Consider the following 25,393-nt stretch of genomic DNA (forward strand, 5'->3'; position numbering starts at 1 on the left):
CGCACAGTCTGCGGTGTCAGGTACCGGTCAGTCCAGACGGCGTTCCACAGGTAGCCGGGACCGGGTGAACAGCGCCGCGCCGAGCATCGCCACCAGCGGTACCGCCACCAGCACAGCCAGGGTGAGCCAGGGCATCACCAGCGGGTAGGGCGGTTCGATCGGCCAGCTGTCGGCGTACCGCCGGTTGGTGAAGGCCAGCACAATCAGGGCCGAGGCGAGTCCGGCGACGATGCCCAACGTCGAGCCGAGCACCGCGATCAGGCCGGCCTGGCAGAGCGACAGCAGACGGCGTACGCCTGGTCCCGCACCGACCGCGGCGAGGGTGGACAGGTCGGCTCGTCCCTCGGCGGCGGCCAGACCGGTGGCGATACCGGCGGCCCCGACGGTGACCACGGCGGAGACCGCCGCCAGCAAGAGCAGCAGCGGCCGGGTGTCGTCGTGGTTCTGATTCCGCTCCACCGCGACTCCCGCGGAGCCGAGCGGGCGAAGTACGGCGGCCAGTTCGTCCTGCCGCTGCTGGTCCGGTGGCTGCTGGGCGTCCAACGCCCAGCCGACCTGCCGGGTCGTGAGCCCGAGTCGGTCGGCGGCGGTGGGGGAGAGCACCAGCCAGTGCTCACCGAGCCCGGTATGCAGCGCGTGTCCGGGCACGGTGACGCTGTCCGCCGGCCGTTTCTCGTCGCCGTGCTCGACCCGGAGATCCAGGCGGTCGTCGCGCAGGAAGCGGGCGTCGGTGACCACTGCGCCGCCCGAGTGCAGCGTGGCCGTGGCGGCCTCGACCTCGGCCGGTGCGACCCCGGTGAGCAGCCGCAGCGTGGTGCCGTCGTCCACGGCGACCCGCAGGTACGGGCTCTGGAGCTCGTCGTCGCCGTGTTGGCAGCGGGGATCGGCGCGGGCCCGCAGCTGGTCGGCCGCGCTGAGTGGCTCGTACGGCTGCCAGGGGCAGACGCGCTCGGCCGGCATGGTCGCGGTGATCGTGCAGGCGTAGAAGTCCGGCGAGCAGCCGGCCGCCACCAGCGGGGCGATCGTGTCGGCACCGAGCAGTTCCCGGGCCGGGCGGCTGATCTCGTCGAGGGTGGGTGGCCGATCCGACGCGGGATCGCCGCCGGTGGTGACCAGCACGGTGCGTTCCGGCAGCAGCGCCCGGTTCCGCTGGTCGGTGCGGGCGTCGTCGCTGGCCAGGAAGAGGCCGAGGGCGACGCTGCCGGCGACCGCGGCCATCACGGCGGAGATGGCCGGCGCGGCCGACGCCCGGTTGCGGCTGGCGTCGCGTACGGCGATCCGGGGGGCCAGCGGGAGGAACCGGCCGAGCCGGGCCAGCAGGCCCACCAGCGTCGGGGTGGCGAACACCAGTCCCAGCTCGCCCAGGACCAGCCCGGCGAGGATGACCGGCTGCGAGGTGACGACCGCGCCGATCGCGGCCACGACGGTCCCCCCGGCGGCCAGCGCGACGCCGATGGCGAGCCACCGGCGTCGGTGCGCGGGCGGGGTGCGCCGACCGGCGAGCCCGGCCACCACGTCCTGCCGGGCGGCCGTCCACGCCGGTGCCAGCGCGGCCAGGACCCCGGCCAGCACCGCGACCAGCGCGATCACGACCAGGGCCGCGGGCCAGACGCGGTAGCCGCCGAACCGCTGCGAGAAGATGAACTCCTCGACCAGGGGCCGGCCGGCGATGGCGGCCGTCACGCCGAGCGCGATCCCGGCCACGGCGCCGACCCCACCCAGCACCACGCCGTCGGCGAGCACCACTCGGCGCAGTTGCACCGCATCGCCACCGGCGACCGCCACCAGAGCCAGTTCCCGTCGCCGACGGCGTACTCCCACGGCGAACGCCGGCCCGACCAGCAGCACCACTTCGAGCAGGCCGAGTCCGCCGACGAGCACGCCGGTGCTGACCGCCTCCACGTTCATTCCGCTCATTCGCGAGCCGACGTACTGGGTCAGCTTTCCGGGCGGCGCGGGGACGCGGGCGGCTACCACGATGCCGTTGTGGTTGAGCTGCCGGAAGACGTCGTCGGTGAGCGGGCCGGACAGATCGGCCAGGAAAACCTCGTCGGGGTTGGTCTCCGGAGGCGCTCCGGCGGGGTGCAGGATGACCATCGCGGTCAGTCGCTCGGGGAGTTCGGCCACGCCGACGACCGTCCAGGTGCGGCTGCCGTCTCCGGCGGCGATCCGGTCCCCGAGGTCGACACCGAGGCTGCGTCGGGCGGCCAGGTTCACTGCGATCTCGTCGGCGGTGGCCGGTGCCCGGCCCCGGTGGATCCGGGCGAGGCCGCGCCCGAGCGGGTCGGTCAGGTCGATCGCGGTGGCAGCGATGTCGTCGCGGATCCGGTCACCCTGCCAGGCGCTGAACGGCACCCAGCGACGTATCGGCAGCACCCGGCTGCCCTCGGGTAGCAGCGCGGCGACGTGCTCGGCGCTGACCGGGGCGGTGAGCGGCTGGTCCCGGTCTCCGGAGGTCCAGCCGCTGCCGTCGGAGCTCTGCTCGACCGGGCCGCGCCCGACCACCCGAAGTTCCGCGTCGGCGCTGCCGAGCCGACGATCCAACTCCTCGCCCGGGGTCAGCTGGGCCATGTCGACGCTGACCGCGACGAAGCTCAACGCCAGCACCGGCAGGACGATCATCGCTAGCACCAGGGTGGTACGCCCACGGGCCCGTCTCGCCTCGCGGCGTGCGATGCGTAGCGCGGCCCGCCACGACCCGAGCGTCTCGGCCAGCCGTGCACCGCTGGTCAGCCGGGACGGCCGATCGCTCACCGGCCGCTACCGCTGAGCAGGGCCTCCACGCCGGCCAGCGGGGCCGTCGAGTCGACCGTCACGCCGTCGCGCAGGAAGACCACCCGATCGGCCCAGGCGGCATGGCGCGCCTCGTGGGTCACCAGCACCCCGGCGGCCCCCGCGTCGACCCGGCGACGCAGCAACCGCAGCACCGCCTCCCCGGTCTGCGAGTCCAGCGCACCTGTCGGCTCGTCGGCCAGCACGAGGCGCCGCTGACCGACCAACGCCCGAGCGATGGCGACGCGTTGCTGCTGGCCACCGGAGAGCTGGTCCGGGAACCGGTCACCCAGCTCCGACAGACCCACCTCGGTCAGTGCGTCGAGCGCCAGCCGGCGGGCCGCCCGTACCCCGGTGCCGTCCAGTTCGAGGGGGAGAGCGACGTTCTCCACGGCGGTCAGGCTGCCGATGAGGTTGAGGTTCTGGAAGATGTACCCGATGCGGCGGCGGCGCAGCCTGGCCAGCCCACGCCGATCCAGGGCGTGCAGCGGCTGCCCCTCGACGTGCACCTCACCGGCGGTCGGGCTGTCCAGCCCGCCGGCCAGGGTGAGCAGGGTGGACTTACCGGAACCGGAAGGGCCCATCACAGCGACCAGTTCGCCGGGGCGTACGGCCAGGCTCACTCCGCGCAGGGCGTGCACCGCCGCCGGGCCGCTGCCGTGGGTGCGGTGCACGTCACGCAGGTCGAGTACGGTGTCGCCGGCTGATCGGGTACCGGCTCCGTCCGAGGTGGTGGAGTCGGAGGCGGCCGGGGGGTCGGGGGCGGCTGGCTTGCGTCCCCCGGGAGCGGTCACCGTCGTGCCTCCTCACCACTGTGGCCCACCGCCTCGGAGAGGGGCGCTGGGCCGGCGGCCGGGGGGCGGTGCCGTACCAGGCTGCTCTCGCAGTGGTCGAGCCAGCGCACCTCGGCCTCGGCCTGGAACACCATCGCGTCCAGCACCAGCCGCCACGGCAGATCCTCCGGACGGTCGCTGGAGTACTTGAGCCGGGTCAACTCCTGCAACGTTCGCATGGTGGCCGTCCGTTGCGTCTGGACCACCGAACGGACATCCACTCCGGGGGTGGTCAACGCCAGCGCCAGCTTGATCGCCAACTCGTCGCGCGGGCGGTCGCTGCGGCTGATCGGGGTGGCGAACCACAGGGCCAGGTCGGCCCGCCCGGCGTCGGTGATCTCGTACGGCCGTTGTCCGGCTTCGCTCTCCGGCAGCGACCTGACCAGACCGTCCCGCTCCAACCGCGACAAGGTGGTGTAGACCTGCCCGATGTTCAGCGGCCAGGTGGCGCCGGTCGACTCCTCGAAGGCGGCCCTGAGCTGATAGCCGTACATCTGCCCGCGTTCGAGCAGGGCGAGCAGGCCGTGGCGGATGGACATGGACCGGAGTATGCATACCTGGTATGCCGACCCGCAACCGGCGCGGACGTGAGCTGGCCTACGCCCGGTGCGTCAGGCGGGCCCGGCTCAGCCGGGGCGGCCCGGGAACGGCACGGTCAACGGGGTGATCCCCGCGCTGCGCCGCCAGCGGGTCGCCCGTACCGCGTACTCCACCAGGGCGGCCAGGGCGCGCTCCCGCTCGGCGCCGGAACTGACCGGTAGCGCTGCGCGCCAGAAGGCCGCAGTGCGTTCCTCCACCTGCACGGCGAGGCGCAGCGCGCTGGCCCGGTCGATCACCGGGAAGGGCAACGCGTATCCGGCCTGATCCGGCGGGACGTTGCCGCCGCCGCTGCTCAGCTGCACCACCAGGGCGTCCCGGCGGGCCCGGTGAGATGCCTCCGCCTCCACCGCGGCCTTGCGTTCGGCGCCGATGAGTCGTACCCCGACGGGGCCGTAGGCCCAGATGGCGGCGTACTCGGCGGTGAGGGCGCTGGCGAGCGCCTCGGCGGATTCGCTGATGATTCGCCCGCCACGCTCGCTCATCGCAGCGCCTCCAGGTGGGTCGCGCGGGCGGCGGCGATCGAGCCGAGCAGCGCGGCGCGCTCGGCGGGCGCCGCCGCACAGGCCCGGATCGCCGCCTCCCGGCCGGCGCGCTCGGATTTCCGCAGCTCGGCCAGCGCGGCCGAGCGATCCGTCGGCGGCGTGGCCGACGGGCCCGCCGTGGGCGTGGCGGAGGCGGTCGCCACACCGGTCAGCCCGGCCAGTTCTGCGGCGTGCGCCTCGTGTGACTCGGCAAGCGGGAGCAGCCGGGCGGCCAGATCGGGATGGGCGGTGGCGGCGGCGCGCAGTCCCGCCGCGAGCCGCCGCGATTCGTCCAGCAGCGGCGCGAGCGGATCGGGCTGCGGCGGTGGCTCGTCGCGGTCGAGCAGGCCGCAACCGGTCAGCGGAGCGGCGGCCCCGCCGAGCGCCAGCAGCGCACCGGCCCGCAGGAGGCCGCGGCGGGAAAGCTCGGACGATTCGTCCTGCCAAGTCGTTCTGCCCATCGCCACCGGACAAGTCAACACCATCGGCGTGACGGGTGTCCGGCGGTGGCGTCGGTGCGCCGCCCGGGCCGTCGTCCGGGCGGCGCGTTACGCTCTGCGCAGCCACCGGCGCGTCCGCACCGGTGGCGTGCCGGCATGGCGTCGGCGAGCAGCGGAAGGGTACTTCGGATGACGCAGCGTGGCCGTGCCACCAGGACGACGGGGCGACCCCGCGGTGGCCAGGCTGCACGCGCGGGCCAGACCTCCCGTGGTGACCTCGCCGCCCGCCGCGAGCGGCTGCGTTCGGTGATCGCGCCCGTGGTGCAGGCCGCCGGCTACGACCTGGAGGACCTCACCGTCTCCCGAGCCGGCCGCCGGCACGTGGTGCGGGTGATCGTCGATGCCGACGGTGGGATCAACCTGGACGCGGTGGCCGACGTGTCGCGCGCGGTCTCCACCGCCCTGGACGCGGCCGAGGAGAGCGGCGGCGACATCGTCGCGGGCGAGTACCAACTCGAGGTCAGCTCGCCGGGCGTGGACCGCCCGTTGACGCTGCCCCGGCACTGGCGCCGCAACGTGGGGCGGCTGGTCCGGGTGACCGTGCGTGGCAACACGCCGTCCGGGCAGCCCGGCGGTGACCGGCAGGTCACCGGGCGGGTGGTAGACGCCGACACCGAGCGGGTTGTGCTGGAGACCGACACGGACCGCGCGGAGTGGGCCTACGCCGATCTCGGTCCGGGCCGGGTACAGGTCGAGTTCACCCGCCTCGACGAGCTGGCCGAATCAGAAGACGTCGACGACGATGACGATGTGGAGGACGAGGAGAGGTGAACATCGACCTCGCGGCGCTGCGCGCACTGGAGCGCGAGCGGGAGATCCCGTTCGACACGATCCTCGCGGCGATCGAGACCGCGCTGCTGACCGCGTACCGGCACACCGAGGGTGCTCAGACGCACGCCCGGGTGGAGATCGACCGGAAGACCGGCGCGGCACTTGTCTACGCCCAGGAGCTGGGCACCGAGGGCACCGTGGAGCGGGAGTGGGACGACACCCCGCACGACTTCGGCCGGATCGCCGCCATGACCGCCAAGCAGGTGATCCTCCAGCGGCTGCGGGAGGCCACCGACGAGGTGCACTTCGGTGAGTACGTCGGCCGCGACGGTGACCTGGTCACCGGGGTGGTGCAGGCGCACGAGGCACGGGCCGAGAAGGGCATCGTCACCGTCGACCTGGGCAAGCTGGAGGGGGTGCTGCCGCAGTCGGAGCAGGTGCCCGGCGAGCGGTACACCCACGGCGAGCGGATCCGTTGCGTGGTGGTGCACGTGGCCAAGGGAATGCGTGGTCCCCAGATCACGCTGTCCCGTACGCACCCGAACCTGGTGAAGAAGCTCTTCGCTCTGGAGGTGCCGGAGATCGCCGACGGCACTGTCGAGATCGGCGCGATCGCCCGCGAGGCGGGTCATCGTACGAAGATCGCGGTCCGTTCGACCGCTGCCGGGGTGAACGCCAAGGGCGCCTGCATCGGTCCGATGGGTCAGCGGGTCCGGGCGGTGATGAGTGAACTCCACGGAGAGAAGATCGACATCATCGACTGGTCGGACGACCCGGCGACCTTTGTCGGTAACGCGCTCTCCCCGGCCAAGGCGCTCCGCGTCGAGGTGGTCGACCTGGCCAACCGGGCCGCGCGGGTGACGGTGCCGGATTTCCAGCTGTCGCTCGCGATCGGGCGGGAGGGGCAGAATGCCCGGCTTGCTGCCCGACTGACCGGTTGGCGGATCGACATTCGCTCCGACGCCGAACAGGCCAACCCCGCCGGGCAATCCGAAGCTGATCACGTCCGGGAACCGGGCGGAGCGGTGTCGGGTAGCTAGGGGTAGACTTTCACCAGTGGCACGACGCGCGCTGCCGGAGCGCACCTGTGTGGGTTGTCGACGGCGCGCACCGTCCAGTGAATTGCTGCGGATTGTCGCGATTGGCGACGAGGCTGGTTTCAGCCTCCGACCTGATCCGGCCCGCAGGCTGCCGGGTCGGGGAGCGAACATGCACCCGGATCCGGCCTGCTTCGCGCAGGCAGTGCGGCGTCGTGCCTTCGGGCGCGCGCTGCGCATCGCCGGGGTTCCGGATGACGGGGCCCTCGCGGAGCACCTGACGCGTCAACCACCACGTCCGGTCACCCGACCGGACGAGGGCCGCTAGCAAGGTAGGACGACCGACATGAGCACACGATGAAGTCCCAGAAATGATCAGGCTTCAAGTGCACGAGTGAGGTCGCTGCGGGTGCTGCCCGCACGACCTCGGAGTGAGGAGTGCAGTGGCAGGTAAGGCCCGCGTACACGAGCTTGCAAAAGAGCTCGGGGTCGAAAGCAAGACCGTACTCGCCAAGCTCAAGGAGATGGGCGAGTTCGTCAAGTCCGCGTCGAGCACCGTAGAGGCGCCTGTCGCCCGACGGCTGCGCAGCGCGTTCGTCGCCTCGGGTGGGCCCGGTGCCCCGGCGGCCGCGCCGCCGGCCGCACCGGCTCCGACGGCGGCAGCACCGACCCCGTCGCCGACCCCCGGCGAGCCTCGGGTCACCGCCAAGCCGACGCCGCCACGGCGTCCGGCGGTGCCCGGGCCGAAGCCGAAGGGTCCGGTGCCCGGTCCGCCGCCAGCGGCGGCCCCGGTCGCCAAGCCGGCGAGTGCTCACGACATTGAGGTGGCCGCCGCCGAGGCGCGCGCCGCCGCGTTGAAGGCTGAGCAGGAGGCCGCGGTCAAGGCCGCCCAGGCCGCCCGCCAGCAGCAGCGGGACAACGTCCGCCGGGAGCCCCCGGCCGACGGTGGTGCCCGTCCGGGTCCTCGACCCGGTCCCGGCACGATGCCGCCCCGCCCGGGTTCTCCGGCTGCGGGTCGTCCCGGTGCCACCAACCCGGGTCCGGGTGGCCGGCAGGGTCGCCCGCCGGCGCGTGGCGCCGGTAACAACCCCTTCGGTATCCAGGGCAGCCAGCAGCAGCGGCCACCGGCCGCCGGTGCCGGTGGTTCCCGTCCCAGCCCGGCCTCGATGCCGCCGCGGCCCAGCCCGGCCTCGATGCCGCCGCGGCCCAGCCCGGCCTCCATGCCGAGCCAGCGTCCGGGTCGTCCCGGTGGCCCGGGTGCCGGTCGTCCCGGCGGCGGTGCCGGTCGTCCGGGCGGCGGCGGTGGCGGTGGCTACCGCGGTGGTCCGGGTGGCGGCGGTGGCGGTGGCTACCGTGGCGGTCCGGGTGGCGGCGGTGGCGGTGGCTACCGTGGCGGTCCGGGTGGCGGCGGTGGCGGTGGATTCCGCCCGGGTGCGCCGGCCGGTGGCGGCGGTCGTCCCGGTGGCGGCGGCCGTGGTCGTGGCGGTGGTGCCGCGGGCGCCTTCGGGCGTCCGGGTGGCAAGCCCACCCGTGGTCGCAAGTCCAAGAAGCAGCGCAGACAGGAGTTCGACAACCTGTCGGCCCCGACCATGAGCTCGGGCGCTCCCCGGGGTCAGGGGCAGACGGTTCGGCTCTCCCGCGGCGCCTCGCTGTCGGACTTCGCCGACAAGATCAACGCCAACCCGGGTTCGTTGGTCCAGGAGATGTTCAACCTGGGCGAGATGGTCACCGCGACCCAGTCGTGCTCCGACGACACGCTGCTGCTGCTGGGCGAGCACCTCGGCTTCAACGTGCAGATCGTCAGCCCGGAGGACGAGGACCGCGAGCTGCTCGCGCAGTTCAACATCGACCTCGACGCCGAGGTCGCGGAGGACCGCCTGGTCAGCCGGGCTCCGGTGGTGACCGTCATGGGTCACGTCGACCACGGTAAGACCAAGCTGCTCGACGCGATCCGTAAGGCGAACGTCGTCGCCGGTGAGGCCGGAGGCATCACCCAGCACATCGGTGCCTACCAGGTCCACGTGCCGCACGAGGGCGAGGACCGCGCGGTGACCTTCATCGACACCCCGGGTCACGAGGCGTTCACCGCCATGCGTGCCCGTGGTGCCCAGGTGACGGACATCGTGATCCTGGTGGTCGCGGCCGACGACGGTGTCATGCCGCAGACCATCGAGGCGCTGAACCACGCCAAGGCGGCCGAGGTGCCGATCGTGGTCGCGGTCAACAAGGTCGACAAGCCGGAGGCGAACCCGGACAAGGTCCGCCAGCAGCTGACCGAGTACGGCCTGGTCGCCGAGGAGTACGGCGGCGAGACCATGTTCGTCAACGTGGCCGCGAAGCCCGGCACCGGCATCGAGGAACTGCTCGAAGCGGTGCTGCTCACCGCCGACGCGTCGCTGGAGCTGACCGCTCCGACCGACGGGCCGGCGCAGGGTGTGGCCATCGAGGCGCACCTGGACAAGGGCCGTGGTGCGGTCGCGACGGTGCTGGTGCAGAAGGGCACCCTGCGGGCGGGCGACTCGATCGTCGCCGGTGGGGCGCACGGCCGGGTCCGGGCGATGCTCGACGAGAACGGCAACCAGGTCACCGAGGCGGGTCCGGCGCGTCCGGTCATGGTCCTCGGTCTGACCGCGGTGCCGGGGGCGGGCGACACCTTCCTCGCTGCGGCGGACGACCGCACGGTGCGGCAGATCGCCGAGCAGCGGCAGGCCCGTCGCCGGGCGGCGGCGTTCGCCAACTCCCGTGGCCGGGCCACCCTCGAGACGCTCATGGAGCAGCTCAAGGAGGGCGAGAAGACGTCGCTCAACCTCATCCTCAAGGGTGACGTCTCCGGTTCGGTGGAGGCCCTGGAGGACGCGCTGTTCAACCTCGACATTCCCGAGGAGGTTCAGCTCAAGGTCCTCGACCGGGGCGTCGGCGCGATCACCGAGAGCAACATCATGCTCGCGAGCGCGTCGTCCGAGCCGGTCACGATCATCGGCTTCAACGTGCGGGCCTCCAACAAGGTCCGCGAGATGGCCGACCGCGAGGGCGTGGAGATCCGGTACTACACGGTCATCTACCAGGCCATCGAGGAGATCGAGGCGGCGCTCAAGGGCCTGCTCAAGCCGGAGTACGAGGAGGTCGAGCTCGGCACTGCGGAGATCCGCGACGTGTTCCGCTCGTCCAAGATCGGCAACATCTCCGGTTGCATCGTCCGGTCGGGTGTCATCCGACGGAACGCGAAGGCGCGCCTGCTGCGTGACGGCACGGTCGTGGCGGACAACCTCACGATCAGCTCGCTCAAGCGGTTCAAGGACGACGCGACGGAGGTCCGGGAGGGCTTCGAGTGTGGTCTGACTCTGGGTGGTTACAACAACGTCCAGGTCGGCGACGTGATCGAGACCTTCGAGATGCGGGAGAAGGTTCGCGCCTGATCCTGCGGTGACGCACTGATCAAGGGGTTTACGCCGGCCGGCGTAAACCCCTTGATCATGCGGGGTGGGGTGCGGGTAGTGTCCCCAGACGATGTACACCGCAACCGCAGTATTCGACCTGCTGCTGCCGGGGGACTCCCGGTCGCTGAAGGCCAAGAGGTCGTACGTGCGGCCGATCGTCGCGGCGCTCCGCCGGTTCGACGTGTCGGCCGCCGAGGTGGGGGCGCTCGACCTGCACGGGCGAGCGGAGATAGGAGTGGCGGTGGTGGCCGCCGAGGCGGCACATGCCGGTGAGGTGCTCGACTCGTGCGAGCGTCTGATGGCCAGCCGTCCGGAGGTCGAACTGCTGTCGGTGCGTCGTCGGTGGTACGGCGACGACGACTGACCCGGTTGGCCGCCGCCCCGCACGCCGGGGCGGACGGCGCGGGTAGGGTTCGAGTGTTGGGGTCGGTGCGGGCTCCGGTGACGCCCGCGTCGCCGGCCCCGGCCGGTGGCGGGACGCCGTGGAGGTGGCGGAGATGACGGATGCGGCCAAGGTACGCCGGCACGCGGAGCGGGTGCGCGAACTGGTCGCGTCGGTGGTGCGGAGTCAGATCAAGGATCCCCGACTCGGCATGATCACCATCACCGACGCCCGGATCACCGCCGACCTGCGGGATGCCACGGTCTTCTACACCGTGCTCGGCGACGCGGCGGCCCAGGCGGGCACCGCCGCCGCGCTGGACAGCGCCAAGGGCATGCTGCGCAGCACGGTCGGCAAGGCGCTCGGGCTGCGTCACTCGCCAACGCTGACCTTCGTTCTGGACGACGTCCAGGATCAGGTCAAGCACATCGACGACCTGCTCGCCGCGGCCCGCAACGCGGACGCCGAGGTGCAGCGCTTGGCGGCGAGGGCCGAGTACGCCGGTGAGGCGCAGCCGTACCGCCTCGACGAGGACGATGACGAGGGCGGCGCCGACGACGAGGACGAGCCCGACGGCACCGCCGACGATGCCCGGGGCGGGGACCGTCGGTGACCGCCTCCGGTGGCGCCGTGACCGAGCCGGATCCCGCCGTGCGGCGTCAGCCCGGCCCCGGCCGGGTCGGTCCGGCTGCCGACGGTCAGCCGGCCCCGTCGACGCCCGCCACCGGTCCGCACGGTCCGGGCGACCCGGCCGGGCCGAGTCCCTCCGCGACGGCACCCGTCGGGCCGACCGAGGCCGACTGGGCCGCCGCGGTGGCGGCGATCCGCCAGCTGCCCGCCGACGGTCGGGTGCTGCTGATCTGCCACGTCAACCCGGACGGCGACGCGCTGGGCAGCATGCTCGGCTTCGCACTCGGGCTGCGGCGACTCGGCGTACGCCGGTTGCAGGCCACCTTCCCCGGTCCGCCGGAGGTGCCCGAGCCGCTGTCCGGTCTGCCCGGTCTGGAGCTGCTGGTGCCCGAGGCCGAGGTGGAACCCGAGCCGGACCTGGTCATCTGCTTCGACGCGGCGAGCGAGTCGCGGCTCGGTGAGCTGGCCGACCGGTTGACCGGGAAGGGCACCGCGTTGGTGCTCGACCATCACGCCTCGAATCGCGGCTTCGGCGATGTGAACCTGGTCGACCCTGCGGCGGCGGCGACCTCCGTGCTCGCCGAGCAGCTACTGGACCGCCTCGGCGTGCCGCTGGACGCCGGCATCGCCGAATGTCTGTACGTGGCGCTGAGCACCGATACCGGATCGTTCCGGTTCGACGCGACCACCCCGGCGGTGCACGAGATGGCGGCCCGGCTGTTGGCGACCGGGATCCGTCCGGGTGACATCTCGCGGCGGGTGTTCGACAGCCGGCCGTTCGGGGCGGTACGGCTCTTCGGTGAGGTGCTCGGGCGAGCCCGGCTGGAGCCCGGTGAGGCCGGCGGGCAGGGCCTGGTCTGGACGTACGCGACCCTGGACGACCTGGCCCGCCATGAGCAGCGGCCATACGTGCTGGAGGCACTCATCGATCCGGTGCGCTGCACCGCGGAGGCCGACGTGAGTTGCGTGGTCAAGCAGACCGCGCCGGCCGTCTGGGCGGTCTCCCTGCGCAGCAAGGGTGCGACGGACGTGAGCCGGGTGGCCGTTGCGCTGGGCGGCGGTGGGCACCGGCTGGCCGCCGGTTTCACCGGCCGTGGCACCGTGGACGAGGTCATCGAGCAGATCAGGAGCCAGTTGCGGGCGTACGCCCCGAGGAGCGGCACCGACCAGCAGGGGTGATTTCAGGGTCAGCTCCGGGGCGTCGGCGCTTCGGCACCTGGACAGGGCGGGGAGAATCGGATGATGGAGCAGCCCCACGATCTCACCGTCGACGCCCCTCGCACCTGGGAGCGGCCGGTCGTCTGCGTACCGGTGCTTGTCGCTCTCTCCCTGGTGGGCGGCCGCTTCTCGTCCTTCTCGACCGAGGCGAACGTCTATGTCTTCGGTGCCGGCGGGGTGCTGATCTGGCTCGGCCTGACCAAGCGGGTGCAGGCCCGTCCGGCACCTGACCGGTTGCCACCCGGCGTGGTCTGGTGGGCGCTGCCGGTGGCGGTCTTCGGGATCTTCGAGGGGGTCACCTTCATCGCGGCGGCCGGTGACGACTTCCCCACCTTCTCCCTCCTGGCCGATCCGCTGCTGGAGGACCGCCTGGTCCGTTCGGCGGCCTGGTTGGTGTGGCTGTCGGCGTTCTGGGGGCTGGTGCGGCGATGATGCGGGCCTTGGCGATCGGCGGTTTCCTGCTCGGGATGGCGCTGTTCGGGCTGGTCGAGTGGCTGGCCCGGCGGGAGGGCTCGAAGATCCCGACCCTCGGCGAACTCTGCGCGTACGTCATGCGATACGAGGTCGGTCCGGTACCGGTGGGCCGGATCGGGCTGTTCGGCTTCTGGTGGTGGGTCGGCTGGCACTTCCTGGCTCGTTGACCGGGACTCGACCCGTCCAGATTGCGGGAACAGCGCGCACCATGTGGACCTGAACGATAACTTGGGAAACGGCTGGCGTCGCTTTCGGCGCAGGTCAGGGGCGGAGCCATACCCGGTGCCGCTCCACTCCAGGGTTGACCGACCCGGGCCATCAGGCCGCCCATCCGCCGCTCCGGCGACCCCGGTACCGGCTTTCGGGCGACAGTCGTAGCACCGCCCGTGACGCGCCGCCGCGCTCGGTGACGCGTGCCCTGGAAGGGGTTCACCATGGCCGCCAAGCCCAAGCCCGAGACCACTGACGAGGCCCGTGAGCAGGCCCGTCGCGCCCTGCAGACCTCCATGGACACCCGTCAGTGACGGTGTTCGACCGGCGGTGACGCCCCGCCGCCGATGCGTACGGCGTCACCGCCGGTCCGCTCGTGCTTCCGGGTCGTCGGGCTGGACCGGCGCCATCCCCGGGTGATGGTCGCCAGGGGTAAGTGGTGCGCCGGCTTGCCCCCCTTACTTCTCACGTGCCACCATCGGCGGCGATGAGCCAGCCGACAATTGCCACCGGCCGGGTCGCGTCGCCGCGCCGAATCGCCGCGCTCGCCCTGCCCGCCCTCGTGGTGCTCGCCGCCGAGCCGCTCTACGTGCTCGTTGACACCGCGGTTGTCGGCCACCTGGGTCGGGTGCCGCTGGCGGCGGTGGCCGTGGGCGGCACCGTGATGACCCTCACCGCCTGGCTGGGGACCGTGGTCGCGTACGGCACGACCGGCCGCGCGGCCCGTCGGTTCGGTGCCGGGGACCGCGCCGCAGCGGTGGCCGAGGGGGTCCAGGCCTCCTGGTCGGCCCTTGGTGTGGGCCTGGCGGTCGTCGTCGGCATGCAGTTCGGCGGTGGTGCCCTGGCCGGCGCGCTGGCCGGCGGTGGTGACGTGGCCGTGGCCGCCGCCGAGTGGCTGCGCATCGCCGCGTTCGGCGCACCCGGGTTGCTGCTCGCCGCCGCCGGCAACGGCTGGCTGCGGGGTGTACAGGACACCCGGCGGCCGCTGCTCTTCGTGGTCGGCCCCAATGTGCTCTCCGCGGTGCTCTGTCCGGTGCTGGTCTACCCGGTGGGCCTGGGGCTGATCGGCTCGGCGGTGGCGAACGTGATCGCGCAGACCCTCTCCGGGGCTCTCTTCGCCGCCGCCCTGGTGGCCGAGCGGGTGGCGCTGCGCCCGCGTCCCCGGATCATCGGCCAGCAACTGGTGCTCAGCCGGGACCTGCTGATTCGCGGGGTTGCCTTCCAGGCCAGCTTCCTGTCCGCCACGGCCGTGGCCGCCCGGTTCGGTGCCGCCACGGTCGGTGCCCACCAGATCGCCGTACAGCTCTGGTTCTTCGCGGCGCTGGTGCTCGATGCGCTGGCCATCGCCGCGCAGGCGCTGGTCGGGGCGGCGCTCGGCGGTGGTGACGACGCGACGGCCCGGGCGCTGGCCCGCCGGATCGGCCGGCTGGGCGCGATCTGCGGTACGGCGTTCGCGGTGCTCGCGGCGGCCGGTGCCGGCGTGGTGCCTACCTGGTTCAGCTCCGATCGAGCGGTACACGAACAGGCGTTGGTGGCCTGGCCCTGGTTCGCCGCGATGCTGCCGCTGGCCGGGGTGGTGTTCGCCCTCGACGGCGTGCTGATCGGCGCGGGTGACATCCGCTATCTGCGCAACCTCACCGTGGCCGGTGCGCTCGGCGGATTCCTGCCGGCGATCTGGCTGGCGTACGCCCTCGATCTGGGCCTCGGTGGCATCTGGGCCGGGCTGATGCTGTTCACCGTGATCCGCCTGATCGGGCTGCTGCTGCGGCTGCGCAGCGGTGCCTGGGCGGTGACCGGCGCGGTACGCGGCGAGGAGCGTCTACCCGCCTGATAAGACCTGGCCGTAGAGCGCGTAGATGACGAGCACCAGCGCCAGGCTCGCCACGAAGGCGGCCAGCATGGCGACGATCTTCACGGTGTTCGGGTAGCGCTCGCGCAGGCGCCGCCGTCCCTGCCAGGCCCACCAGCGTCGCCGGACCGCCGCGGCGCCGGGCAGGGCGGCCAGACCTTCGGCGAACCGGACACCCAACGTGCGCCGCGCCGGTGGTGGATTCAGCATCCAGTCCGGCAGCGCGCTGGGCTGGTCGGGCGTACGCAGGCGGACCCCTTCGTCGGGCCGGCGCGTTCGATCGGGACCGCGGTCCGTGGTCATCCCGTTCTCCCCGTGGCCTGCCGGCGCGGCACTCACCGTCGCCGATGGGTCCATCGTGTCAGGGGAGTCCAAGCCCGAACATCCGGTTTTCCGGCGGCTGTCCGGTGCTCGGGCCGGCGCGCCGATCTGGCAGGCTTGCACGTCGTGAGCACAGACGGCCTGATCGTGGTGGACAAGTCCGGCGGCATGACCTCGCACGACGTGGTCGCCCGGATCCGCCGGCTCGCTCGGACCCGGCGCGTCGGTCACGGTGGCACGCTCGATCCGATGGCCACCGGGGTGCTGGTGATCGGGGTGGGCCGGGCCACCAGGCTGTTGACCTACGTGATCGGTGCGGACAAGAGCTACGCGGCGACCATCCGGCTGGGCCAGGCCACGGTCACCGACGACGCGGAGGGTGACGTGATCGCCACCACGCCCGCCGGAATGCTCACCGACGAGGCGGTCCGGAGCGTGCTGGCCGGGATGACCGGGGAGATCGACCAGGTGCCGAGCGCGGTGAGCGCCATCAAGATCAACGGGCAGCGGGCGTACAAGCGGGTCCGTGAGGGCGAGAGCGTCGACCTGCCGGCCCGGCGGGTCACCGTGTCCCGGCTCGACGTGCTGGCGATCCGACGTGATCGGCCCGACGTGGTCGACGTCGATGTCGATGTGGCCTGCTCGACCGGAACGTACATCCGGGCGATCGCCCGCGACGCGGGCCTGGCGCTCGGGGTCGGCGGTCACCTGACCGCGCTGCGTCGTACCGCCGTGGGTGGGTTCACCCTGGCGGAGGCCGTCACCCTCGACGAGCTGGAGCGTCGCGCGCCGGACGTGGTGGGGCTGCCGCTCGCGCCCGCCGCCGACCGGTTCTTCCCTCGCCGGGACGCCACCGCCGAGGAGGCGAAGGTGCTCTCCCACGGCGGTCCGCTCGACCCGGTCGGCCACACCGGGCCGTACGCGGTCTTCGATCCGGCCGGTGGGCTGATCGCTATCGTCAGCGAGCGGGCCGGCCGGGCCCGCGCGGAGATCGTGCTCGCCCCGGCCTGACGCCGGGTGCCCGACGGCCGACCGCCGACGGTCGGGGCCAACGACAGCGGAGGAGCAGCATGCAGCGGTGGCGGGGGTACGACGCGGTGCCCGGTGGCTGGGGACGGTCGGTCGTCACCATCGGCGTCTTCGACGGTGTGCACAAGGGGCACCAGGCGACCATCGGGCATGCCGTGGCCCGTGCCCGTGAACTCGGCGTGCAGTCGGTGGTGGTCACCTTCGACCCGCACCCGTCCGAGGTCGTGCGGCCGGGTTCGCATCCGGCCGTGTTGACCGAGCCGTCCCGCAAGGCGGAGCTGATCGAGGCCCTCGGGGCGGACGTGCTCTGTGTGATCCCGTTCACGCCCGAGCTCTCCCGGTTGTCGGCCGAGGCGTTCGTGCACGACGTGCTGGTGGAGCACCTGCACGCCGCGCTCGTGGTGGTGGGCGAGAACTTCCGGTTCGGCCACCGGGCCGCCGGTGACGTGGCGCTGCTGGAGCGACTCGGTCGCACCTTCGGCTTCGCCGTCGAGGGAGCGCCGCTGGTCGCCGCGGCTGGCACGGTCTTCTCCTCGACGTACATCAGATCCTGCGTCGACGCGGGCGACGTGACCGCGGCGGCCGACGCGCTGGGCCGCCCGCACCGGCTGGAGGGTGTGGTGGTCCGCGGTGACCAGCGTGGGCGGGAACTCGGCTACCCGACCGCGAACCTGCTCTGCCACCGGCACGCGGCGGTCCCGGCCGACGGCGTCTACGCCGCCCGGATGATCCGTCGGGGGCGACGGCAGCCGCTCGCCGCCGCCGTGTCGATCGGTACGAACCCGACCTTCTCCGGCCGGGAGCGCCGGGTCGAGGCGTACGTGCTCGACTTCGACGGCGACCTCTACGGCGAGCGGCTGGCGCTCGACTTCGTGGCGCATCTGCGCGGGCAGACCCGCTTCGATTCGGTCGAGCCGCTGATCGCCCAGATCGCCCAGGACGTCGAGCGGACCCGCCGGGTGCTGGGCTGACCCGTCACCGACCCGCCCGTGGCCCTTGACCGGCCCGGTCGGGTGGGTGCTGGTAGGCTGGCTGAGACGTCGGCTGACCGACGTGGGGCCTCGCCTGCCTGCTCGACGCCGCGGGTGCGAGGACCGTCCGTCACCGGTGCCGTAGCCCGGCCCGACGGACCGCATCGAGACAACCCACCAGAACAGGGAGAACATGGCGCTCGACCAGCAGGCAAAGGCCAAGATCCGCGAGGAGTACGCGACCGCCGAGGGTGACACCGGGTCGCCCGAGGTGCAGGTCGCGGTCCTCACCAAGCGGATCGCCGATCTCACCGAGCACCTGAAGGTGCACAAGCACGACCACCACAGCCGCCGTGGGCTGCTGCTGCTGGTCGGCCGTCGCCGCCGGTTGCTCAACTACGTTCAGAAGAAGGACATCAACCGCTACCGGTCGCTCATCGAGCGGCTCGGCCTGCGCCGGTGACGTGACGGGGGAGTGGCCCACCAGGTCACTCCCCCGTCGGCGTCCCAACCGAGAAACGGGCCACGACCACCCAGACAAGGGAGTGTCGGCGTACCGGTCTCCGGTAGTGGCCTCCGGGCACCCTGGCATCCCGCCGGCGGTCCCGGGCGCTTCGATCGAAGACCGGCCGTCCGTACAGCTCCCGCGTCGTGGCCCCCGATGCGAAGGAGCATTGAAACAGCATGACCGAGACCAAACTCGGCACCGAAACCCGCACCGCCGTGATCGACAACGGGTCGTTCGGCACCCGTGAGATCACCTTCTCGACCGGCCGGCTGGCCCGACAGGCCGCCGGGTCCGTCACGGCCCAGCTCGGCGAGACTGTCGTCCTCTCCGCCACCACCGCCGGCAAGCAGCCGAAGGAGCAGTTCGACTTCTTCCCGCTGACCGTCGACGTCGAGGAGCGGATGTACGCCGCGGGCCGCATCCCCGGCTCGTTCTTCCGCCGCGAGGGTCGGCCCAGCGAGGACGCCATCCTCACCTGCCGACTGATCGACCGGCCGCTGCGCCCGTCGTTCGTCAAGGGCCTGCGCAACGAGGTCCAGGTTGTCGAGACGATCCTCGCGCTCGACCCGCAGCACCCGTACGACGTGGTCGCGATCAACGCCGCGTCGATGTCGACCAAGCTGTCCGGCCTGCCGTTCTCCGGCCCGATCGGGGCCACCCGGATGGCCCACGTGGACGGCCAGTGGGTCGCCTTCCCGACCCACGAGGAGCTGGCCCGGGCCACCTTCGACATGGTGGTGGCCGGCCGGTCCCTGCCCGACGGCGACGTCGCGATCATGATGGTCGAGGCGGAGGCCACCGAGCACACCGTGAAGCTGGTCGCCGGCGGGGCGCCCGCACCGACCGAGGAGGTCGTGGCCAGCGGCCTGGAGGCCGCCAAGCCCGCCATCCGCGAGCTGTGCCGGGCACAGAGCGAGCTGGCCGAGGTCGCCGCCAAGCCGGTCGCCGAGTTCCCGGTCTTCCTGGACTACCAGGACGACGCGTACGACGCGGTCGCCGAACTGGCCCGCGCCGACGTCGCCGAGGCCCTGCAGATCGCCGGCAAGGCCGACCGCGAGGGGGCCCTGGACGCGATCAAGCTGCGCGTGCAGGAGGAACTCGGCTCCCGCTTCGAGGGCCGGGAGAAGGAGCTCTCCGCCGCCTTCCGTTCGCTGACCAAGTCCGAGGTGCGTAGCCGGGTGCTGCGCGAGCAGGTCCGCATCGACGGTCGGGGTCCGCGTGACATCCGTCCGCTGAGCGCCGAGGTGGGCGTGCTGCCCCGGGTGCACGGCTCGGCGCTGTTCGAGCGCGGCGAGACCCAGATCCTCGGCGTCACCACGCTCAACATGCTGCGCATGGAGCAGGCGCTGGACACCCTCTCCCCGGAGAAGTCCAAGCGCTACATGCACAACTACAACTTCCCGCCGTACTCCACCGGTGAGACCGGCCGGGTCGGCTCGCCGAAGCGCCGCGAGATCGGGCACGGTGCCCTCGCTGAGCGGGCACTGATCCCGGTGCTGCCCTCGCGGGAGGAGTTCCCGTACGCCATCCGGCAGGTCTCCGAGGCGCTCGGCTCCAACGGCTCCACCTCGATGGGCTCGGTCTGCGCCTCGACGCTGGGCCTGCTCAGCGCCGGTGTGCCGCTGAAGGCGCCGGTCGCCGGCATCGCCATGGGCCTCATCTCCGACGAGGTCGACGGCAAGACTCAGTACGTCACCCTCACCGACATCCTCGGTGCCGAGGACGCCTTCGGTGACATGGACTTCAAGGTCGCCGGCACCCGCGACTTCGTCACCGCGTTGCAGCTCGACACCAAGCTCGACGGCATCCCGTCCGACGTGCTGGCCGCCGCGCTCCAGCAGGCGCACGAGGCGCGGCAGACCATCCTCGACGTGATGCAGCGGGCGATCGAGGCGCCGGCCGAGATGTCCGACTACGCGCCGCGGGTCACCACGGTCAAGATTCCGGTCGACAAGATCGGCATGGTGATCGGCCCGAAGGGTCAGACCATCAACGCCATCCAGGACGAGACCGGTGCCGAGATCTCCATCGAGGATGACGGCACCATCTACGTCGGCGCGACCAACGGTCCGTCGGCACAGGCCGCGGTCGAGCGGATCAACGCGATCGCCAACCCGACCCTGCCCAAGGTCGGCGACCGCTTCCTCGGCACGGTGGTGAAGACCGCTCCGTTCGGCGCGTTCGTCTCGTTGCTGCCGGGCCGCGACGGCCTGCTGCACATCTCCAAGGTGGGCGACGGCAAGCGGGTCGAGAAGGTCGAGGACTTCCTCAACGTCGGTGACCGGGTCGAGGTCGAGATCGCCGACATCGACCAGCGCGGCAAGATCTACCTGGACAAGGTCCGTCCGGAGGGCGCCGAGGCGCCGGCCGCCGCAGCCGGCGAGGAGCGGCCCGCCGGCCGTGACCGGGGTGGCGACCGGGGTCCGCGTGACCGGGGCGACCGCGAGCGCGGTGGCGACCGGGGCGCTCGCGGCCCGGAGCGTGGCGAAGGTGGCGAGGGTGGCGGCGACAACCGTCCCCGACGCCGTACCCGGCACAGCTGACACGTGAACCGCTGACCGGCCGGGCGACACCGTCGCCCGGCCGGTTCGTCAACTCATCCACCCCCACGTCGTACTGGAAGCAGGTGGCCGTGACCCGGACCCGGCATTCGTCTTTCCTCGGGGCCCGACCGGGGCCGACGCCGCGCGTCGGTCGTTCGACCACCGCGACCGCTCGGGCCGCCGGTGGGTCGACCCGGGCGGTGACCCGGACCCTGAGCGACGATCCGCTGGGCGGCACGGTACGCCGCACGGTGCTGCCGAACGGGCTGCGCGTGCTGACCGAGGCGATTCCGGCAATGCGCAGCGTCTCGTTCGGCGTCTGGGTGGCGGTCGGCTCCCGGGACGAGACCGGTCCGCAGGCCGGTGCCGCCCACTTCCTGGAACACCTGCTGTTCAAGGGCACCCACAAGCGGAACGCGATGGAGATCTCCTCGGCGATCGAGGCGGTGGGCGGCGAGACCAACGCCTTCACCACGAAGGAGTACACCTGCTACTACGCCCGGGTGCTGGACGAGGACCTGCCCCTGGCCATCGACGTGATGTGCGACCTGGTCGCCGACTCGGTGCTGGAGCCGGCCGACGTGGAGACCGAGCGTGGCGTGATCCTCGAAGAGATCGCCATGCACGATGACGAACCCGGCGACGAGGTGCACGACCTGTTCGCCCAGGCTGTCTACGGTGACCATCCGTTGGGCCGGCTGATCTCCGGCACCGCGGAGACCGTCACCCCGATGACCCGTCGGCAGATCCAGAGCTTCTACCGGCGACGCTACGTCGCGCCCCAGATCGTCATCGCCGCCGCCGGCAACCTCGACCACACCGCCGTGGTGCGGCTGGTCCGCCAGGCGCTGCGGGGCACCCCGCTGGACACCGATCCGGCGGCGCCCGCGCCGCAGCGGCCGGCCACTCCGGGCGTACGCACCCGGGCCGCCGCCACCGTGGTGGAGGAGAAGGAGACCGAGCAGGCGCACATCATGCTGGGCTGCCCGGGCATCGATCGGCTCGACGAGCGTCGCTTCGCTCTCGGCGTGCTGAACAACGTGCTCGGCGGGGGCATGTCCAGCCGGCTCTTCCAGGAGATCCGGGAGCGCCGTGGCCTCGCCTACTCCGTCTACTCCTATGCCAGCCAGTACGCCGACAGCGGCCTGTTCGGCGTCTACGCCGGCTGCGCCCCGGGGCGGGTCGACGAGGTGCTGGAGCTGACCCGGGCCGAGTTGGCGCGTACCGCCGCGCACGGCATCACCGAGGCGGAACTGGCCAGGGGCAAGGGGATGAGCAAGGGCTCGTTCGTGCTCGGACTGGAGGACACCGGCTCCCGGATGAGCCGCCTGGCCAAGGGCGAACTGCTCTACGGGGACCTGGTGCCGGTCAACGAACTGCTCGACCGGGTCGACGCGGTCACCCTCGACGATGTCAACGCCCTCGCCGCCGAGCTGCTGGACCGGCCGATGTCCCTCGCCGTCGTCGGCCCGTTCGCCGGCCGGGACTTCAGCGCCTGACCCTTTCGGCCGACCGGATGGGCGCGGTGCACCCCCGGGGTGTCCACGTCCCGATTGGGATAGGTTGTGCCGCGTGACTGACGAGCAGGAGAAGGCTGGCCCCGAGTCGATCAAGGTCGGCGTGCTGGGTGCCGGCGGCCGGATGGGTGCCGAGGTGTGCCGGGCCGTCGAGGCGGCCGCCGACATGAAACTGGTGGCGACCGTCGACCAGGACGACTGGCTGGTCGACGCTGCCGAGGCGGGGGCGGAGGTGCTCGTCGACTTCACCACTCCCGACGTCGTGATGGACAACCTGCACTGGTGCATCGACCAGGGCATCCACGCGGTGGTCGGCACCAGCGGCTTCACCGAGCAGCGGATCGAGAAGGTGCGCGGCTGGCTGGCCGACCGGCCCGACGTGGGTGTGGTGATCGCCCCCAACTTCGGTCTCGGCGCGGTGCTGATGATGCAGTTCGCCGCGCGGGCCGCCCGCTACTTCGAGTCGGTCGAGATCGTCGAACAGCACCATCCGCGCAAGCTCGACGCGCCCAGCGGCACCGCCATGCACACCGCGCGCCTGGTCGCGGCGGCCCGGGCCGAGGCCGGCCTCGGTCCGGTGCCGGACGCCACCAAGGACGAGATCGCCGGTGCCCGGGGCGCCGACGTCGACGGGGTACGGGTGCACGCCGTGCGGGCCACCGGACTGGTCGCCCACCAGGAGGTGCTCTTCGGCACCACGGGCGAGACGCTCACCATCCGGCACGACTCGTACGACCGGGTCTCCTTCATGCCGGGCGTGCTGCTCGCGGTACGCGCGGTGCGGAACCGCCCGGGCCTGACCCTCGGCCTGGACGCCCTGCTCGACTGAGGCGCGGCCGGGGCGGGCCGGCGGGTCGGTCAGCCGGCCCGGGGCGGCTCGGTGGGGACGGCGACGTGCAGGCGCAGCTGGGGGACCAGCATGTCGTCGACGTCCAGCGCGCGTCCCGCGCCGTCGGGTTCCCAGCCGGCTGTGGTGAGGAACTTGCGGGATGCCTGGTCTCCCTCGAACACCCACGCCACCGCCCGGTCGAAGCCGGACTCCCGCCACAGGTCGACGCTGGCGGCGAGCAGCCGGGAGCCGTGCCCGCGCCGGCCCCACCGGGGCTCGACCAGCAGGTCGGTCACCGCCACCACGTCGGCACCGAGCGCCTCGGCCGGTTCGTTCGGGGCCAGCGCCTCGGCGTCGGCCGGACCGGAGGCGGCGAAGCCCACCAGATACGATTGCTCGGCCTGTTCGACGGCGACCAGCACCCGGTGGGTGTCGCTCGGCGGCTGGCGCACCGAGGCATCCCAGCGTTCGGCCAGCGACGCCTCATCGAGGCCGTCCAGCACCTCCCGGGGCAGCAGTCGCCGGTAGGCGACCCGCCAGGTGGCGAGCTGGATGCGGGCGATCTCGGCGGCGTCCTCCGGACGCGCCGGGCGGACGTACCCGAGACTCATGGCACGACAGCCTACGCAGGGTGAGGGAGGCGACGGTGGCGCAGGGTGCCAGGCGGACGATCGGACAGGTCGCCGCGGTGATCGTGCTCGCCGTCGCGGTGGCCGGGTTCCTGTCCGTGGCGGCCGTCCGGCACGGCTTCTTCGACCTGCAGGTGTACCGGGGTGCCCTGGTCTGGTGGGTGCACGACGGCGGGGAGATCTACGACTACCTCAAACCCGGCACCCAGTACGGCTTCACGTACCCACCGTTCGCCGCCCTGGTGATGCTGCCGATGGCGTACCTGTCCTGGCATGCGGCGATCGTGGTGAGCGTGGCGGCCGGCGTGGTGACCAGCGCGGTGCTGATCTGGTGGCTGCTGGACCCGGTGTCCCGGCGTGCCGGCTGGACCCGCTGGTTCGCTTTCGCGGTGGCGCTGTGCCTGGTCGCCGCCTTCGAACCGATGCGCGAGACGATCAACTTCGGCCAGGTCAACACGCTGCTGCTCTTCCTGGTGGCGGTGGATCTGCTCCGGCTGCTGCCGGGTGGCAGCAGATGGGCCGGGATCGGCATCGGCCTGGCCACCGCGATCAAGCTCACGCCGGGCATCTTCATCGTCTACCTGCTGGTGACCGGGCGCTGGCGCGCGGCGGTGACCGCCTCGGGCACCGCGACCGCCGCGACCGTCCTGGCCGCGGCGCTGTTCCCGGACGCCTCCCGGGAGTTCTGGACCAGCGCCCTGTGGAACACCGGGCGCGTCGGCGAGTTGGCCTTCGTCTCCAACCAGTCGCTGCGGGGCGTGGTGGCCCGGCTGGACCCGGAGAGCCCCAGCACGCTGGCCTGGCTGCTGCTGGTCGCCGCGACGCTGGTGCTCTGGGCGTGGCGGTCCCGGGTCGCGGCGTCCGTGGGCGACGAGGCCACCGGGCTGGCCCTGACCGGCGCGGTGATGTGCCTGGTCAGCCCGGTCACCTGGGTGCATCACCTGGTCTGGCTGCTGCCGGGCCTGCTGTTGCTGGTGGACCGCGGCATGGCGGCGCCACCGGGCGGTCGCCGACGCCGGGTCCTGCTGGCCTGCGCCACCATCGGGTACGCGTTCCTGACCAGCCGGATCGTCTGGGCGTGGGAGAAGGACTTCACCGGCCTCGACGGTTTCCTGTTCGGCAACACCTACGTCTGGATCAGCCTGGCGTTGCTGGCCTTCCTGCCGGTGCGTCGGGCCGCCCCCCGGTCGCCGTCGGATCCAGCGTCGCCGTCGGATTCAGCGTCGCTGTCGGATTCAGCTGCCGTCGAGCCGGCCGGTGTACCGCAACTCGACCAGTCCGATCGCCGGCCGCCCGCCGGACAACGGCACCGGATAGGTCGAGCGCTCACCGTCCGGTGACAACCCGGCCCGCTCGTAGAACCGGCGGGCCCGGTCGTTGTCCGCCAGCACCCAGAGCCGGTACTCCGTCCAGCCGGACTCGCGCAGGCCCGTCCGGGCCGCCGCGAACAGGGCCCGAGCGGTGCCGTCACCCCAGTTCTCGGGCGTGACGTAGAGGCTGACCACCTCGCCGTACGCCGGGTCGAGGTCGCCGCGATCCTGGTTGTTGCGGTACGGCCCGAAGGTGGCGAACCCGACGAGGGTGCCGTGCTCCTCGGCGAGCAACGTGGTGAACGGGTGATCCGGGTCGGCGGTGCCGAGGGCCCGCCGGCGCTGCGCCCAGGCGACCGGGTTGAGTCGGTTCAGCACCTCCTCGGGCATGATCCCGGCGTAGCCGGCCTGCCAGCCGCGGACATGCACCCGGGCCACCGCCTCGGCGTCGTCGGGCTGCTCACGGCGGATGCTGGGCATGGAAGTAGTTCTAGGCCGCCGG

General features: G+C 72.4%; 24 protein-coding genes and 1 pseudogene. 17 read left to right on the top strand and 8 right to left on the bottom strand.

The window, feature by feature from the left end; translation table 11 throughout:
- Positions 1-27 precede the first annotated feature (27 nt).
- From ACN26Z_RS08945 to ACN26Z_RS08965, 5 genes are all read right to left on the bottom strand, one after another.
- Positions 28-2,754 carry an FtsX-like permease family protein gene (locus tag ACN26Z_RS08945; RefSeq protein WP_421460645.1) on the bottom strand — a complete coding sequence of 909 codons (2,727 nt, stop codon included), beginning with the start codon at positions 2,752-2,754 and terminating at the stop codon, positions 28-30.
- Positions 2,751-3,455 carry an ABC transporter ATP-binding protein gene (locus tag ACN26Z_RS08950; RefSeq protein WP_210937377.1) on the bottom strand — a complete coding sequence of 235 codons (705 nt, stop codon included), beginning with the start codon at positions 3,453-3,455 and terminating at the stop codon, positions 2,751-2,753. Before ACN26Z_RS08950 ends, ACN26Z_RS08945 begins: the two co-directional genes overlap by 4 nt.
- Positions 3,456-3,562: 107 nt before the next feature.
- Positions 3,563-4,144, bottom strand: a complete 582-nt coding sequence (locus ACN26Z_RS08955; RefSeq protein WP_093401640.1) for a PadR family transcriptional regulator — start codon at positions 4,142-4,144, stop codon at positions 3,563-3,565.
- An 87-nt stretch (positions 4,145-4,231) separates the two neighbouring features.
- On the bottom strand, positions 4,232-4,687 hold the full coding sequence (locus ACN26Z_RS08960) for a ferritin-like domain-containing protein (protein WP_421460647.1): 456 nt from the start codon (positions 4,685-4,687) through the stop codon (positions 4,232-4,234).
- Entirely contained in the window at positions 4,684-5,187 is a 504-nt protein-coding gene (locus ACN26Z_RS08965) for a hypothetical protein (RefSeq protein WP_170863281.1), read from the bottom strand. The genes ACN26Z_RS08960 and ACN26Z_RS08965 overlap by 4 nt, the downstream gene beginning before the upstream one ends.
- Positions 5,188-5,355: 168 nt before the next feature.
- Here ACN26Z_RS08965 and rimP point away from each other — a divergent pair, with 168 nt between their 5' ends.
- From rimP to ACN26Z_RS09015, 10 genes and pseudogenes are all read left to right on the top strand, one after another.
- Positions 5,356-5,997, top strand: coding sequence for a ribosome maturation factor RimP (rimP, locus tag ACN26Z_RS08970; protein ID WP_282239646.1), 642 nt, complete (start codon positions 5,356-5,358; stop codon positions 5,995-5,997).
- A complete protein-coding gene (gene nusA / locus ACN26Z_RS08975) occupies positions 5,994-7,037 on the top strand; it encodes a transcription termination factor NusA (RefSeq protein WP_421460650.1) in 1,044 nt (347 codons plus the stop codon). The genes rimP and nusA overlap by 4 nt, the downstream gene beginning before the upstream one ends.
- A gap of 16 nt (positions 7,038-7,053) precedes the next feature.
- Positions 7,054-7,384 (top strand): annotated as a pseudogene (locus tag ACN26Z_RS08980) (YlxR family protein).
- A 93-nt stretch (positions 7,385-7,477) separates the two neighbouring features.
- The gene (gene infB / locus ACN26Z_RS08985) at positions 7,478-10,450 is read left to right on the top strand and encodes a translation initiation factor IF-2 (protein WP_282239644.1); all 2,973 of its coding nucleotides are present in this window, start codon (positions 7,478-7,480) and stop codon (positions 10,448-10,450) included.
- A gap of 91 nt (positions 10,451-10,541) precedes the next feature.
- Complete coding sequence (locus tag ACN26Z_RS08990) at positions 10,542-10,835, top strand: DUF503 domain-containing protein (RefSeq protein WP_282239643.1); 294 nt, start codon at positions 10,542-10,544, stop codon at positions 10,833-10,835.
- 133 nt (positions 10,836-10,968) lie between these two features.
- Positions 10,969-11,466: a 30S ribosome-binding factor RbfA gene (gene rbfA, locus ACN26Z_RS08995; protein WP_093402020.1), complete on the top strand. Its 498-nt coding sequence runs from the start codon at positions 10,969-10,971 to the stop codon at positions 11,464-11,466.
- A gap of 200 nt (positions 11,467-11,666) precedes the next feature.
- A complete protein-coding gene (locus ACN26Z_RS09000) occupies positions 11,667-12,662 on the top strand; it encodes a DHH family phosphoesterase (RefSeq protein ID WP_282240581.1) in 996 nt (331 codons plus the stop codon).
- Between the two features lie 63 nt (positions 12,663-12,725).
- Positions 12,726-13,133 (top strand): hypothetical protein, encoded by a 408-nt coding sequence (locus tag ACN26Z_RS09005; protein ID WP_093402018.1) that lies wholly within the window; start codon positions 12,726-12,728, stop codon positions 13,131-13,133.
- Entirely contained in the window at positions 13,133-13,342 is a 210-nt protein-coding gene (locus ACN26Z_RS09010; RefSeq protein ID WP_170863305.1) for a DUF6186 family protein, read from the top strand. Before ACN26Z_RS09005 ends, ACN26Z_RS09010 begins: the two co-directional genes overlap by 1 nt.
- Before the next feature lie 530 nt (positions 13,343-13,872).
- Positions 13,873-15,216: an MATE family efflux transporter gene (locus ACN26Z_RS09015; RefSeq protein ID WP_396886991.1), complete on the top strand. Its 1,344-nt coding sequence runs from the start codon at positions 13,873-13,875 to the stop codon at positions 15,214-15,216.
- Here ACN26Z_RS09015 and ACN26Z_RS09020 read toward each other — a convergent pair.
- Positions 15,205-15,537 carry a hypothetical protein gene (locus ACN26Z_RS09020; RefSeq protein ID WP_093402017.1) on the bottom strand — a complete coding sequence of 111 codons (333 nt, stop codon included), beginning with the start codon at positions 15,535-15,537 and terminating at the stop codon, positions 15,205-15,207. The genes ACN26Z_RS09015 and ACN26Z_RS09020 overlap by 12 nt on opposite strands.
- Positions 15,538-15,681: 144 nt before the next feature.
- On the opposite strand from ACN26Z_RS09020, the gene truB reads away from it, so the two are divergent.
- The 6 genes from truB (at position 15,682) to dapB (ending at position 22,952) form a co-directional block, all read left to right on the top strand.
- Entirely contained in the window at positions 15,682-16,566 is an 885-nt protein-coding gene (truB, locus tag ACN26Z_RS09025; RefSeq protein WP_282239641.1) for a tRNA pseudouridine(55) synthase TruB, read from the top strand.
- A 59-nt stretch (positions 16,567-16,625) separates the two neighbouring features.
- On the top strand, positions 16,626-17,555 hold the full coding sequence (locus ACN26Z_RS09030; RefSeq protein WP_282239640.1) for a bifunctional riboflavin kinase/FAD synthetase: 930 nt from the start codon (positions 16,626-16,628) through the stop codon (positions 17,553-17,555).
- Positions 17,556-17,748: 193 nt separating this feature from the next.
- Positions 17,749-18,018, top strand: a complete 270-nt coding sequence (gene rpsO / locus ACN26Z_RS09035; RefSeq protein WP_013732184.1) for a 30S ribosomal protein S15 — start codon at positions 17,749-17,751, stop codon at positions 18,016-18,018.
- 221 nt (positions 18,019-18,239) lie between these two features.
- Entirely contained in the window at positions 18,240-20,606 is a 2,367-nt protein-coding gene (locus ACN26Z_RS09040) for a polyribonucleotide nucleotidyltransferase (RefSeq protein WP_282239639.1), read from the top strand.
- Positions 20,607-20,806: 200 nt separating this feature from the next.
- A complete protein-coding gene (locus ACN26Z_RS09045; protein ID WP_232511025.1) occupies positions 20,807-22,105 on the top strand; it encodes a M16 family metallopeptidase in 1,299 nt (432 codons plus the stop codon).
- Between the two features lie 73 nt (positions 22,106-22,178).
- The gene (gene dapB / locus ACN26Z_RS09050) at positions 22,179-22,952 is read left to right on the top strand and encodes a 4-hydroxy-tetrahydrodipicolinate reductase (RefSeq protein ID WP_282239638.1); all 774 of its coding nucleotides are present in this window, start codon (positions 22,179-22,181) and stop codon (positions 22,950-22,952) included.
- Between the two features lie 29 nt (positions 22,953-22,981).
- On the opposite strand, the gene ACN26Z_RS09055 is transcribed toward dapB, so the two are convergent.
- Complete coding sequence (locus ACN26Z_RS09055) at positions 22,982-23,563, bottom strand: GNAT family N-acetyltransferase (RefSeq protein WP_093401628.1); 582 nt, start codon at positions 23,561-23,563, stop codon at positions 22,982-22,984.
- 35 nt (positions 23,564-23,598) lie between these two features.
- On the opposite strand from ACN26Z_RS09055, the gene ACN26Z_RS09060 reads away from it, so the two are divergent.
- The gene (locus ACN26Z_RS09060; protein ID WP_421464585.1) at positions 23,599-24,921 is read left to right on the top strand and encodes a glycosyltransferase family 87 protein; all 1,323 of its coding nucleotides are present in this window, start codon (positions 23,599-23,601) and stop codon (positions 24,919-24,921) included.
- Here the strand turns inward: ACN26Z_RS09060 and ACN26Z_RS09065 are convergent.
- Positions 24,817-25,371, bottom strand: a complete 555-nt coding sequence (locus ACN26Z_RS09065; RefSeq protein ID WP_421460656.1) for a GNAT family N-acetyltransferase — start codon at positions 25,369-25,371, stop codon at positions 24,817-24,819. The two genes, ACN26Z_RS09060 and ACN26Z_RS09065, sit on opposite strands and share 105 nt — an antisense overlap.
- Positions 25,372-25,393 lie beyond the last annotated feature (22 nt).

This window comes from Verrucosispora sp. WMMD703 (genome assembly GCF_049178935.1).
Taxonomy (GTDB): domain Bacteria; phylum Actinomycetota; class Actinomycetes; order Mycobacteriales; family Micromonosporaceae; genus Micromonospora; species Micromonospora sediminimaris.

What these genes read in the sequence shown, in the direction of transcription:
- ACN26Z_RS08955 (WP_093401640.1), bottom strand. Translation starts at nt 4,144, where the DNA reads ATGTCCATCCGCCACGGCCTGCTCGCCCTGCTCGAACGCGGGCAGATG.
- rpsO (WP_013732184.1), top strand. Translation starts at nt 17,749, where the DNA reads ATGGCGCTCGACCAGCAGGCAAAGGCCAAGATCCGCGAGGAGTACGCG.
- rimP (WP_282239646.1), top strand. Translation starts at nt 5,356, where the DNA reads ATGACGCAGCGTGGCCGTGCCACCAGGACGACGGGGCGACCCCGCGGT.
- ACN26Z_RS09055 (WP_093401628.1), bottom strand. Translation starts at nt 23,563, where the DNA reads ATGAGTCTCGGGTACGTCCGCCCGGCGCGTCCGGAGGACGCCGCCGAG.
- ACN26Z_RS09005 (WP_093402018.1), top strand. Translation starts at nt 12,726, where the DNA reads ATGGAGCAGCCCCACGATCTCACCGTCGACGCCCCTCGCACCTGGGAG.
- rbfA (WP_093402020.1), top strand. Translation starts at nt 10,969, where the DNA reads ATGACGGATGCGGCCAAGGTACGCCGGCACGCGGAGCGGGTGCGCGAA.
- ACN26Z_RS09065 (WP_421460656.1), bottom strand. Translation starts at nt 25,371, where the DNA reads ATGCCCAGCATCCGCCGTGAGCAGCCCGACGACGCCGAGGCGGTGGCC.
- ACN26Z_RS08960 (WP_421460647.1), bottom strand. Translation starts at nt 4,687, where the DNA reads ATGAGCGAGCGTGGCGGGCGAATCATCAGCGAATCCGCCGAGGCGCTC.
- ACN26Z_RS08990 (WP_282239643.1), top strand. Translation starts at nt 10,542, where the DNA reads ATGTACACCGCAACCGCAGTATTCGACCTGCTGCTGCCGGGGGACTCC.
- ACN26Z_RS09030 (WP_282239640.1), top strand. Translation starts at nt 16,626, where the DNA reads ATGCAGCGGTGGCGGGGGTACGACGCGGTGCCCGGTGGCTGGGGACGG.
- ACN26Z_RS08965 (WP_170863281.1), bottom strand. Translation starts at nt 5,187, where the DNA reads ATGGGCAGAACGACTTGGCAGGACGAATCGTCCGAGCTTTCCCGCCGC.
- ACN26Z_RS09040 (WP_282239639.1), top strand. Translation starts at nt 18,240, where the DNA reads ATGACCGAGACCAAACTCGGCACCGAAACCCGCACCGCCGTGATCGAC.
- ACN26Z_RS09010 (WP_170863305.1), top strand. Translation starts at nt 13,133, where the DNA reads ATGCGGGCCTTGGCGATCGGCGGTTTCCTGCTCGGGATGGCGCTGTTC.
- ACN26Z_RS09015 (WP_396886991.1), top strand. Translation starts at nt 13,873, where the DNA reads ATGAGCCAGCCGACAATTGCCACCGGCCGGGTCGCGTCGCCGCGCCGA.
- ACN26Z_RS09020 (WP_093402017.1), bottom strand. Translation starts at nt 15,537, where the DNA reads ATGACCACGGACCGCGGTCCCGATCGAACGCGCCGGCCCGACGAAGGG.